We start from the raw sequence: 12,255 nt of genomic DNA, 5'->3' as shown, positions 1-12,255 counted from the left end.
TGAATTGTTGAGCGCTGCCGCCGCTAGTAGACCCCTGCCGTAGGATCTATGACCAACTCCTCCTTCCAATTGGCTCTGAAGTCGAAGAGGGACATTGACACCTAACGCCTTGGTTAAGCCAAGCCGCGAAGGCGGCGTCGGCTTGAGTGTATTACTTATGGTTACACCGAATAATTGAAATATGCGCCATTGCCGTAGTCGTACAGCGCTGTTGAGTAACCATTGACTTTGCCGCTGAAATGGCTGCCAGCTCCATAGTCATAACCTTTGTACTGATTCCCACTGACCTCAAGGCTCAGGTGGTGCGAGTGGCCGTAGTCGTAGAGCTTGAAGCGGCCGTCGTGGCCATTGCCCCCAAAATGCGCAGAACGACTGTAGTCATAAACCTTGACGTTTGACTCGGATATGGCACCTCCGATACTAATGTACCTACCTTGAGAGTAGTCGTACACCGAACTTGACTGTTTTCCTGAAATTAGCCGCAGTGCTACGTAAGCGACACACGCCCTAGTATCAGCTTCCATAATTTTCCCCTGTAGGCCAAACTACATAATAGACAAAAGGATCCGCAGGTCCGGCTATACGAATTACCCACGAAGCGCCGTATGGCGGGCCCTCCCCCTTGATGCAGTGCGATCTTAGGATGGCGGGGTCCGGCTAACAAGCCGGCGAACAACCGCGGTTTGACCCCGAAATCACGAACAACTGGAAAATATCTGCAAACTTCTGATCTAGCCCCATCCTCCGCACCCCTGGATGGCCGTACAAGCCAGGCTGCGAAGCGGCTTCGGATTGGAATAACGTTAGGTATCTCTTCGTAGTGATTTAAGCTGATCCGGTGACAATCGCTTGGTTGCACCCCAACCACGCAAATAGGTCTCAAGGATCCCCGTTGCTTCTCGGAAGCATTCCGTCACCTCAAGCCAACTGAAGTCTGGAAATTTTCGGTCTTGATCGGAGATCAAGAACTCAATTGCCCGGTCCCCGCCACTCAAATCATTGATTGAATCTGTGATATGGGAGCCGGAGAAGTGCACGTACCCGCAAAGATGCTCGTAGACATTGGGAAGCCAAGGATGCTTGTCCGTGTGGAGCTTCACCAGATGCGCATCCGTAAGACGATCCCCGGACCTAGTCTTCGACTTGTCTATCCGCCCGCCCCTTAGAACCTCCATGGAGAACTCATGGGGGTTTTCAACGTGCCACGCTGCGGAAAATCTCAGCGAAGTGTCGATATGAATTCTCAGAAGTGATCTTGCGACGACCATGTTCCAAGAATTGATGGCAGACACAAATGCACTGGTAGTACTGGCATGGCGCTTCGTAGCCGCGAAGGCTAGGAAATCCAAGGGGAACATAGGGCTCGCGGGAGGAGAAACCAGTTCGATCATGATGCGCTTTAAGTGCTGCGAATCACTTGCCAGCTCCTCAAGGGACACGGTTACCTTCTTGCTGTGCGTGAGATCCGTCATGAGCTTGTTTGCGGTGCCAACGTGTGAGTTAAGCCGATCCGCGAAGCGAGTCCGGCTTGAATTTAGTTTCTAGTCGCATTGCCGTGAAGATGAAAACTGCAACCTCATTTTCTGCGAGAATCAAGATTCCAACAGACATGTCCCGGCCAGCCCACAATTCCCAGTGTCCTTTAGGGGAAAGGAACGGACATTTACAATGCAAGAATTAGGCCGTGCCACGAAGTTTCTTCGACTTGAATGAATTGCCAGGCTCACACCTGATACTCCAGCATTGCGTGACTACGGCCGGCAGCTTTCTCTAGCAGGACAATCAGTTGGTCATTGAGCTTGATGTAGCCGGGAAGGCTGCGGCTGCCACCATTGAAGCGAATTTGATAATACTCACCATATCCCGCATTGCCATGATAGATCTCGGCCTCAAATCGCTCACCATGAGGGAGCGTAACTAAGACATGCTTGTGATCAAGCCTGAGAGAGAGCAACTCATCATGGGCGAGCTGACTCTTTGGGATGGTGATGGGATGGCCAGAAGCATGCAGAAACGACTGGTTTGCCGTGAACTCGAAGCTCGCCATATGCCCCCCCTGCGAGGCTCCAAGCCAAAAGAAAGCCGGGCCGCGACGCGGATTTGGATTGAATGAATCTTTATGCTCGGTCGTGCCTATTGGCCCAGTAGTCATGCACTTTGTTGAACTCAGATATCCAGCAAACCAACGGATCCGTAGTGTTCCTACCTAGAGATCTGGCCAACTCGAAGAACCCCGGCCCGGGCTGCATATCGCCAGACTTGTGTACGACGATAGCAGTAAGCATACCTCGACCGGCCTTGTCCTCGTCGCTGCTGATCTCCCCGAGAAGATGAAACAACCTCGCGTCATGTGGCTCTAGGCGGAGCGCACTAATCTGGCCGACGAGCTCAGAGTAGGCAATCCTGCCTTTGCACGTCGCAACATCAACGAGGATAGCTTTTGCTTGCTGCCTAGCCGCATCCCATTGCGCACTTTCAAATCCGTAGTCGTTGAGCATCAGTCCCTCGTTAGCGCGCTACTATCCAATAACCGGCCCCTTGGTTCGGTCAAATGACCTATCCGCAAAGCAACCTGTGGTTGACCTTCCCCCTTTGTACAACTGGATCTTAGGGCAGCCATGCCCTCCTAGAATGCACTGTCGCGTGGTTCCCCCGATATGCCGTATTCAGAGCGCACCATGATTTGGGATCGTTCCTTGACGCGGATTGATCTTAGAGTCTGAATCTCCGGCCGACAACTCGGCATTTAGCACTATCCGGAGAGGCTTGACCACCGACCAAAGCTCCAGTCGACACCCGTTCGGGTCAAAAAGGGCCGCGGCCTTGCAACCAGCAACCTGGCAATTCTTTGCCGAGGAGCCGCTTACCCAGTAGCTGCTTCTCCCAAGAACCTCATCGAGAAATCGAATAAACATCAGGTCAACTATTCCGTCCAGGCGGGTCTTGGCTTGTATCTCGTCGGGAAGGTGTCGAGCTAGGAACTGGTAGAGCGCCGGGCTGAAATTGTGCGTCTTCAGATGGGTCAATTCGTCGAGCAGCGCATAGTCGATGCCCTCTCAATGCACGCGTACCAAGTCCCCCTTGCGGGCGATGGGGCCTTTGGAAGACGACCTGCCCACTATCTCCCATTCGCCTGATGAATAGATAGCGGGCACGACAAACAACAAGGGCGCCTCTCGGCGCCCTCGTTCGTTCAACTCATTCCCACTCAATAGTAGCCGGCGGCTTCCCCGAGATGTCATAAACCACCCGCGACACCCCCCGCAGCTCATTGATGATCCGGTTGCTCACCGTACCCAGGAAGTCATACGGCAGGTGCGCCCAATGCGCCGTCATGAAATCGATGGTCTCCACCGCACGCAGCGCAATCACCCACTCATACGCACGCGCATCACCCACCACGCCCACCGACTTCACCGGCAGGAACACGGCAAACGCCTGGCTGGTCTTGTCGTACAGATCCGCCTTGCGCAGTTCATCAATGAAGATCGCATCGGCCTTGGCCAGCAGTTCGGCGTATTCGCGCTTCACTTCGCCCAGGATGCGCACGCCCAGGCCCGGGCCCGGGAACGGATGGCGGTAGACCATGCTGCGCGGCAGGCCGAGCTCGACGCCGAGGCGGCGCACTTCGTCCTTGAACAGCTCGCGCAGCGGCTCCACCAGACCCAGCTTCATGTGCTCCGGCAGGCCGCCCACGTTGTGGTGGCTCTTGATCACGTGCGCCTTGCCGGTCTTGCTGCCGGCCGACTCGATCACGTCGGGGTAGATGGTGCCCTGCGCCAGCCACTTGGCGTTCTTCAGCTTGGTGGACTCTTCATCGAAGATGTCCACGAACAGGTTGCCGATGATCTTGCGCTTGGCTTCCGGATCGCTCACGCCTTCGAGCTTGGCGAAATAGCGGTCAGCCGCGTTGACGCGGATCACCTTGACGCCCATGTGCTCGGCGAACATCGCCATCACCTGGTCGCCTTCCTGCCAGCGCAGCAGGCCGGTATCGACGAACACGCAGGTCAACTTGTCGCCGATCGCCTTGTGCAGCAGCGCGGCCACGACGGACGAATCGACGCCGCCGGACAGGCCCAGGATCACTTCGTCATTGCCGACCTGCTCGCGCACGCGGGCGATCTGGTCGTCGATGATGTTGGCGGCGGTCCACAGGGTTTCGCAGCCGCACACGTCCACCACGAAGCGGCGCAGCAGCGCCTGGCCCTGCAGGGTGTGGGTCACTTCCGGGTGGAACTGCACGCCGTACCAGCGCTTTTCTTCGTTGGCCATCGCGGCCACCGGGATGCGATCGGTCACGGCGGTGACGGTGAAGCCCGGGGGCGCGACGGAGACGTGGTCGCCGTGGCTCATCCAGACGTTCAACTTCGGCTCGCCACCGTGGTCGCTCAGCCCCTTGAACAGCGCATCCGGGTGCACGACGTTGACTTCGGCATGGCCGAACTCACGCTGGTCGGCCGCTTCGGTGGCGCCACCGAGCTGGGCGGCCAGGGTCTGCATGCCGTAGCAGATGCCGAAGATCGGCAGGCCGCTGTCGAACACTTCCTGCGGTGCGGCGGGCGCGCCCGGCAGCGTGGTCGATTCTGGGCCACCGGACAGGATGATGCCCTTGGCGCCGAACGCGGCGATGTCGGCCGGGTTGTGGTCCCATGCCCAGATCTCGCAGTACACGCCGAGCTCGCGGATGCGGCGCGCGATCAGCTGGGTGTACTGGGCGCCGAAATCGAGGATGAGGATCTTGTCGTTATGGATGTTGGTCATGGTGCCCGGGCAATGCAGGAGTAAATACGGGAAACGCAGCGTCGTTACCGGCGGCCGATAGAGAAAGAGGAACGGGAATCAGCTTCCTCGTTCCTCTTCGCTCATGCCGCATCAGGCGCGGTAGTTCGGCGGCTCTTTGGTGATCTGCACGTCGTGGACGTGGCTCTCACGTTGGCCGGCGCCGCTGATCTTGACGAACTTCGGCTTGGTGCGCATGTCATCGACAGTGCCGCAGCCCACGTAGCCCATGGTGGCGCGCAGGCCGCCCATCAGCTGGTGGATGATGCCGCCGACCGGGCCGCGATACGGCACGCGGCCTTCGATGCCTTCGGGCACCAGCTTGTCGGCGCTGGAGGCGTCCTGGAAGTAGCGGTCCTTGGACCCCTTCTCCATCGCGGCCAGCGAGCCCATGCCGCGGTAGCTCTTGTAGGAGCGGCCCTGGAACAGCTCGGTCTCGCCGGGCGATTCCTCGGTACCGGCCAGCAGGCCACCGATCATGATGGTGGAGGCACCGGCGGCCAGCGCCTTGCCGATATCACCGGAGTAACGGATGCCACCGTCGGCGATCAGCGGGATGCGGTCCTGCAGCGCTTCGGCGACCAGGTCGATCGCGGTGATCTGCGGCACGCCGACACCGGCGACGACGCGCGTGGTGCAGATCGAGCCCGGGCCGATGCCGACCTTGACCGCGTCCGCGCCGCTGTCCAGCAGCGCCAGTGCGGCTTCACCGGTGCAGATGTTGCCACCGACGACCTGCACCTGCGGGAAGTGCTTCTTGACCCAGCTGACGCGGTCCAGCACGCCCTGCGAATGGCCGTGCGCGGTGTCGACCACCAGCACGTCCACCCCGGCGGCGACCAGCGCCTCGACCCGGCGGTCGGTATCGCCACCGACGCCGACGGCCGCGCCGACCAGCAGGCGGGTGGCGGTGTCCTTGGCGGCGTTCGGGTAATCGGTGTTCTTCTGGATGTCCTTGACGGTGATCAGGCCGCGCAGGGCGAAATCATCGTTGACGACCAGGATCTTCTCGATGCGGTTGCGGTGCAGCAGCTGCAGCACTTCATCGGAGGCCGCGCCTTCCTTGACCGTGATCAGGCGATCCTTCTTGGTCATGATGTGGCGGACCGGATCGTCCAGCTCGGTCTCGAAGCGCATGTCACGGTGGGTGACGATGCCGACCAGCTGACCGCCGCCGTCCACCACCGGCACGCCGGAGATGTTGCGCGCCTGGGTCAGGGCCAGCACGTCGCGGATGGTGGTTTCCGGGCCGACGGTGATCGGGTCGCGGATGACGCCGGCCTCGAACTTCTTGACCTTGGCGACTTCGGCAGCCTGCTGCTCGACGCTCAGATTCTTGTGGATGATGCCCATGCCGCCGAGCTGGGCCATGGCGATGGCCAGGCGGGCTTCGGTGACGGTATCCATGGCAGCCGAGAGGATCGGAAGCTTCAGCCGCAGGTCGCGCGTCAGGCGCGTTTCCAGACTGACATCCTTGGGCAGGATGATGGAATGAGCGGGGACGAGGGAGACGTCGTCGTAGGTGAGAGCTTCAGCCTGGATGCGCAGCATCGGCATACCCGAGATGTGGGGAAGCGCGACATTTTACCCTGATTCGGGCGTCTTTGGCAGGGGGCGGATGCGACGCTATGTCGCGCCGACGGCCGAGGTAGAGCCGACCGTTGGTCGGCTGCCTTTGGATCGACCTGCCACCGCGCCAAGAGCAGCCGACCAACGGTCGGCTCTACCAGGGGCAGCAGGCCAGGATCGCAGGGGCGGCAGGTGTCGGTCGGTTCAGGAGCGCGGCGGCGGTTGCGACCGGCCCGGACCGCGGCGGCAGCAGGCGCCGACGATGGGTCGGCGCAGACCGCTCAGAACGCTTCTGCCGCCTCGATCGTGTTCTGCATCAGGGTCGCCACGGTCATCGGCCCTACCCCGCCCGGGACCGGGGTGATCCAGCTGGCGCGCTGGGCGGCGGCCTCGAAGCCGACGTCGCCGACCAGGCGGCCGTCATCCAGGCGGTTGATGCCCACGTCGATCACCACCGCGCCCGGCTTGACCCATTCACCCGGGACGATGCCCGGGCGGCCCACCGCGACCACCAGGATGTCGGCATTGCGCACCGACTGCTCCAGCACGTCCTTGGGGGTGAACTTGTGGCAGCTGGTGACGGTGCAGCCGGCGATCAGCAGTTCCAGCCCCATCGGGCGGCCGACATGGTTGCTGACACCGACGATGGTGGCGTTGCGGCCGCGCACCGGCTGGTCGGTATGGCCCAGCAGGGTCACGATGCCGCGCGGGGTGCACGGGCGCAGGCCGAACTCACGCAGGGCCAGATGGCCGACGTTTTCCGGGTGGAAGCCGTCCACGTCCTTGCGCGGGTCGATCCGGTGGATCAGGCGGTTGGCGTCCGGGATGCCCGGCAGCGGCAACTGGACTAGGATGCCGTGGATCTTGGGATCGGCGTTGAGCTGGTCGATCAGGGTCAGCAGTTCGGCCTCGGTGGTACCGGCCGGCAGGTCGTAATCGAAGGCTTCGATACCCACTTTCTCGGCCGCACGGCGCTTGTTGCGCACGTACACGGTCGAGGCCGGGTCGCCACCCACCAGCACCACGGCCAGGCCCGGACGGCTGCCACCGGCAGCCAAGCGGGCATCGACCCGGACCTTGAGGCTGTCCAGCAGGTCTTCGGCGATGCGGCGGCCGTCGAGAATGCGGGCGGAAGAGACGGTGTCGGGGGTCGGTGAGCTCATCGAGGGCGGCAGGCGTGGGGGCGACGGTCGGCTATTGTCCCTGATTCGGCCCTTGGCGGACACCGGTAGTACCTGCCGACGGCCGGTGATGACGGTCGCCCGGGCAGCGCCGCCGGGGGCCGGCCAGCCACCGCCACCACCACATCGTCATTCTTCTTCGGGCACCTCATCCGCGTTGAGCGTGCGCGCCTTGCGCTTGGGCGCGGTGAACGGCGTCGGCGTGGGCACGCCGGGCAGCGCGGTGCCGAATACCATGTGCGCGCCGGCGCGCAGGTCTCCGCCTGCCATCTCCAGCTCGAAGCGTTCGGCATCCCGCTCGCGGATCTGCTCGGCGATCTCGCGCGCATCATCCGGATCGGCACCCAGCTCCATCAGCGCGGCCTGGCCGAACTGCAGGGCCGATTCGAAGGTCTCGCGGATCTGGAAGTCCACGCCGGCATGGATCAGGCGCAGCGAATGCTCGCGATCGAACGAGCGCACCAGCAGCTTTGCCTGGGGGAACTCGTGGGTGACCAGTTCGACGATGCGATCGGCATCCTGGTCGTTGTTGACGCACACCGCGATCGCACGCGCTGTCCCTGCGCCAGACGCATGCAGCACATCCAGGCGGGTGCCGTCGCCGTAGTAGATCTTGAACCCGAAACGCTCGGCGTTGTGGATCATGTCCACGTCGTTGTCGATGATGGTCACATCCACGTCGCGCGCCAGCAGCGACTGACTCGCCACCTGGCCGAAGCGACCGAAGCCGATCAGCAGCACGCTGCCGGACAGGCCGTCGGCTTCTTCGACGCCATCGAGCGAGACTTCGCGATCCGGCATGAGCTTGTCGTGCAGCAGCACGAACAGCGGCGTCAGCGCCATCGAGAGCACGACGATCGCGGTGAGGTTGGCGTTGACCTGCACGTCGATCACGCCGGCCACCGCCGCGGCGGAGAACAGCACGAACGCGAACTCGCCGCCCTGCGCCATCACCACGCCGCGATCCAGCGCCTGGCGATGATCACTGCCGAGAATGCGCGCGACCACGTAGATGCAGACCGCCTTGGCCAGCATCAGCGCAAACACGCCCGACACGATCAGCGGCCAGTTGTTGGCGACCACGGTGAGGTCCAGCGCCATGCCCACGCTGAGGAAAAACAGGCCGAGCAGGATGCCGCGGAACGGCTCGATGTCCGCTTCGATCTGGTGGCGGAAGGTGGATTCGCTGAGCAGCACGCCCGCGAGGAACGCACCCATCGCCATCGACAAACCACCCAGCTGCATCAGCAGCGCGGCGCCGAGCACAACCAGCAGCGCGGCCGCCGTCATCACTTCGCGCGCTTTGGCAGCGGCGAGGATGCGGAACAGCGGATTGAGCAGGAAGCGGCCGACCAGCACCAGGCCGACAATCGCACCGGCAGCGATACCGACGGTGACCCAGCGCGAGCTCTCACCGGCATCGCTGTGCACCGGCGCCATGAACGCGACCACGGCCAGCAGCGGCACGATCAGCAGATCTTCGAACAGCAGGATCGAGACGATCTTCTGGCCGGTGGGCAGCGCGATGTCGCCGCGCTCGGCCAGCAACTGCATCACCACTGCGGTGGAGGTCAACACGAAACCCGCCGCGCCGATGAAGGCCACCGGCAACGGGAAACCGAGCAGCATGCACACGCCGGTCAGTACCGTGCCGCAGACCACGATCTGCAGCGTGCCCAGCCCGAAGATCTCGTTGCGCAGGCTCCACAGATGCGAGGGCCGCATCTCCAGGCCGATCACGAACAGGAACATCACCACGCCCAGCTCGGCGGTATGCAGGATGGCCTGTGGATCGGAGAACCAGCCGAACCCGAACGGACCGATGGCCAGCCCGGCGGCGAAATAGCCCAGCACCGAGCCCAGCCCAAGCCGGCGGAACAGCGGCACCATGACCACTGCCGCACCCAGCAGGGCGACCACTTTCACCAGTTCACTGGCACCTGCTTCCACCGCCATGCGGTTGTTTCCCCGGACTGCACAAGATGGGTCAACGATAGGGCAAAGCGCGGAAGGGCAATAGCGCGGATGCTGCGTTTAATCGTACTGAATTCAGAACGATGTTGAATCTGGACGCCACATCGTCCCGAAATCGCCGCCATAACGACACCGGAACCCGGCCCCTCAGGCGCTGCAGAACGCCGCGTAATCGATGTACCCGGGGAACGCGCGCCCAGGGGCGCACAGCGGGCAGTCCGGGTCGGGCCGCAGCCGCGTCTCGCGGAAGCGCATACCCAGCGCGTCAAAGGTGAGCAGGCGGCCGATCAGCGGCTCGCCGATGCCGAGCAGCAGCTTGAGCACTTCGGTGGCCTGCAGCAGGCCGACCATCCCCGGCAGCACGCCAAGGACGCCCGCCTCCGAGCAGTTCGGCGCGAACGCCGGCGGCGGCGGCTCGGGGAACAGGCAGCGGTAGCACGGGGCGGTGCCGCGCTGGCGGCCGGCATCGAATACGCTGACCTGGCCGGTGAAGCGCTCCACCGCGCCATACACCAGCGGGATGCGGTGCTGGAGGCAGGCATCGTTGAGCAGGTAGCGCAGCGGGAAGTTGTCCGAACCATCCAGGACCACGTCGACCCCCTCGAGCAGCGCATCGATGTTGTCCGAGGTGACTCGTGCCTGCACGGCCTCCACGTCCAGCGAAGGATTGAGTGCGAGCAGGCGTGCGCGGGCCGAGAGCACCTTGGGCTCGCCGACGCTGGCGTCGGTATGGATGATCTGCCGGTGCAGGTTGCTGCGGTCCACCACATCGTCGTCGGCGATGCGCAGGTGCCCTACCCCGGCCGCGGCCAGGTAGAAGCTGGCCGGTGCGCCCAGACCACCAGCGCCGAGCACCAGCACGCGTGAGGCGAGCAGCGTCTTCTGGCCCTCGACACCCACCTGCGGCAGCAGCAGATGACGCGAGTAACGTTCGTTGAAGTCGCGCTCGGCATCACTCTGCATCGGCTGCACCAGCGGCAAACCCTCGGCGTGCCACGCGGTGGTGCCACCGTGCACGGAGGCGATGCGGGTGTAGCCGAGGCCGGCCAGAAAGACCGCGGCCTGCATCGAGCGCCTGCCGCTCTGGCAGATCAGGACGACCTCGCGGTCGGCGGCCGGGAGATGGGTGCTGGGTTCGGCCTGGAGATCGCCCTTGGCGATGCCGAGCGCCCCTTCGGCCATGCCGGTGGCACGCTCGTGCGCCTCACGGATGTCGATCAGCAGCGCGCCATGGGCGAGGCGTTCACGGGCCTGCGCCGGGGTGAGTTCGGGGATCGTGCTCATGCGGGGATTATCGCGCACGGGCGTGGCGGCAGCGCCAATGAAAAGAGCCGGCTTGCGCCGGCTCTTTCTGCATCACTTGCCCTTGACGTGCTTGATCAAGCGCCGCTTGCGCTTGAGCTGACGTTCGGTGAGCACGTTCTTCTTGCCTTCGTACGGGTTCACACCCTCGCGGAAGATGAACTGCACGGGCGTGCCGACCAGCTTGAAGCGCTTGCGGAAGAAGTTCTCCAGATAGCGCTTGTACGACTCCGGCAGGTCTTTCAGACGGGTGCCGTGGACGATGAAGGTCGGCGGGTTGGAACCGCCCGGATGCACGTAGCGCAGCTTGGACACGTGACCACGGATCGCCGGCGGCGGGTTGGTCTCGTAGGCCGTCTCCAGCGCCTTGTTGACTTCGCTGGTGCTGAACTCGTGCGTGGCCGAGGCATGCGCGGCGTGGATGCAGCGGAACAGCTCACGCAGGCCCGAGCCGTGCTTGGCCGAGATGCGCACCACTTCCGCCCACGGCACGAAGCCGAGCTTGCGCGACACCAGCGCTTCGGCCTGCTCGCGCTGGTAATCGGTCAGGCCATCCCACTTGTTGATCGCCACCACCAACGCACGGCCGGCATCGAGCACCGCACCCAGCACGCTGGCGTCCTGATCAGTCACGCCTTCGGAAGCATCAAGCATCAGCACCGCAACCTGGCACTGCTCGATGGCCTGCAGGGTCTTGATGACGCTGAACTTCTCCACCACTTCCTCGACACGCGCCTTGCGACGCAGGCCGGCGGTATCGATCAGGCGGTACTCACGCCCGTCGCGCTCCATGTCCACCGCGATCGAATCACGGGTGGTACCGGGCACTTCGGAGGCGATCATGCGCTCTTCGCCGAGCAGGCGATTGACCAGCGTCGACTTGCCCACGTTGGGGCGGCCGACGAAGGCGATGCGAATGCGGTTCGGATCGGTGTCCAGGGTCTCGGTGGTGCCCTCTTCCGGCAACCGTTCCACGACCTCGTCCAGCAGATCATCCAGGCCCTGACGGTGCGCGGCCGAGACGGTCAGCATTTCGCCGAAGCCGTAACGGGCAAATTCCGAGCGCACGGTGTCTTCGTTCATGCCGTCGATCTTGTTGATCAGCAGCAGGGTCGGACGGGCCAGTTTGCGCAGCCAGGACAGGATCTCGTCGTCCATCGGGCCCTCACGGGCGTCGACCACGAACAGGATCAGGTCCGCTTCGGCGGCGGCGGCGCGGGCCTGGCGGGCGGTAGCACCGGCCAGACCTTCTTCTTCACCGGCGATACCGCCGGTATCGACCACCAGGAACGGGTGGTCTTCATCAAGACGACAAACACCGTAATTACGGTCCCGGGTCACGCCGGGCTGGTCATGGACCAGCGCGTCGCGCGTACGGGTAAACGCATTGAACAGCGTGGACTTGCCGACATTCGGCCGTCCAACCAGGGCGACCAAGGGCAGCATC

General features: G+C 63.1%; 10 protein-coding genes. All 10 read right to left on the bottom strand.

Annotated elements, in window-relative coordinates:
- Positions 1 to 161: 161 nt before the first annotated feature.
- Positions 162 to 524 carry a hypothetical protein gene (locus tag ACTT2I_RS06700; protein ID WP_006435350.1) on the bottom strand — a complete coding sequence of 121 codons (363 nt, stop codon included), beginning with the start codon at positions 522 to 524 and terminating at the stop codon, positions 162 to 164.
- 279 nt (positions 525 to 803) lie between these two features.
- On the bottom strand, positions 804 to 1,472 hold the full coding sequence (locus tag ACTT2I_RS06695) for a hypothetical protein (protein WP_421099499.1): 669 nt from the start codon (positions 1,470 to 1,472) through the stop codon (positions 804 to 806).
- Positions 1,473 to 1,723: 251 nt separating this feature from the next.
- Entirely contained in the window at positions 1,724 to 2,047 is a 324-nt protein-coding gene (locus tag ACTT2I_RS06690; protein ID WP_421099500.1) for a hypothetical protein, read from the bottom strand.
- 70 nt (positions 2,048 to 2,117) lie between these two features.
- On the bottom strand, positions 2,118 to 2,498 hold the full coding sequence (locus ACTT2I_RS06685) for a hypothetical protein (RefSeq protein WP_421099501.1): 381 nt from the start codon (positions 2,496 to 2,498) through the stop codon (positions 2,118 to 2,120).
- 700 nt (positions 2,499 to 3,198) lie between these two features.
- Positions 3,199 to 4,764, bottom strand: coding sequence for a glutamine-hydrolyzing GMP synthase (gene guaA, locus ACTT2I_RS06680; RefSeq protein WP_421099502.1), 1,566 nt, complete (start codon positions 4,762 to 4,764; stop codon positions 3,199 to 3,201).
- A 111-nt stretch (positions 4,765 to 4,875) separates the two neighbouring features.
- Complete coding sequence (guaB, locus tag ACTT2I_RS06675; protein ID WP_046273777.1) at positions 4,876 to 6,333, bottom strand: IMP dehydrogenase; 1,458 nt, start codon at positions 6,331 to 6,333, stop codon at positions 4,876 to 4,878.
- A gap of 299 nt (positions 6,334 to 6,632) precedes the next feature.
- On the bottom strand, positions 6,633 to 7,514 hold the full coding sequence (folD, locus tag ACTT2I_RS06670; protein WP_019183081.1) for a bifunctional methylenetetrahydrofolate dehydrogenase/methenyltetrahydrofolate cyclohydrolase FolD: 882 nt from the start codon (positions 7,512 to 7,514) through the stop codon (positions 6,633 to 6,635).
- Between the two features lie 147 nt (positions 7,515 to 7,661).
- Complete coding sequence (locus ACTT2I_RS06665) at positions 7,662 to 9,488, bottom strand: monovalent cation:proton antiporter-2 (CPA2) family protein (RefSeq protein WP_088433107.1); 1,827 nt, start codon at positions 9,486 to 9,488, stop codon at positions 7,662 to 7,664.
- Positions 9,489 to 9,653: 165 nt separating this feature from the next.
- Positions 9,654 to 10,790: a molybdopterin-synthase adenylyltransferase MoeB gene (gene moeB / locus ACTT2I_RS06660; RefSeq protein WP_421099504.1), complete on the bottom strand. Its 1,137-nt coding sequence runs from the start codon at positions 10,788 to 10,790 to the stop codon at positions 9,654 to 9,656.
- Between the two features lie 72 nt (positions 10,791 to 10,862).
- Positions 10,863 to 12,254 carry a ribosome biogenesis GTPase Der gene (gene der / locus ACTT2I_RS06655; protein WP_019183084.1) on the bottom strand — a complete coding sequence of 464 codons (1,392 nt, stop codon included), beginning with the start codon at positions 12,252 to 12,254 and terminating at the stop codon, positions 10,863 to 10,865.
- Between the last annotated feature and the right edge of the window lies 1 nt (position 12,255).

Source organism: Stenotrophomonas sp. PUT21 (genome assembly GCF_052232875.1).
Classification (GTDB): Bacteria; Pseudomonadota; Gammaproteobacteria; order Xanthomonadales; family Xanthomonadaceae; genus Stenotrophomonas; species Stenotrophomonas maltophilia_N.
Note: the sequence above shows the minus strand (reverse complement) of the source record. Positions and strands in the feature narration are given on the sequence as shown.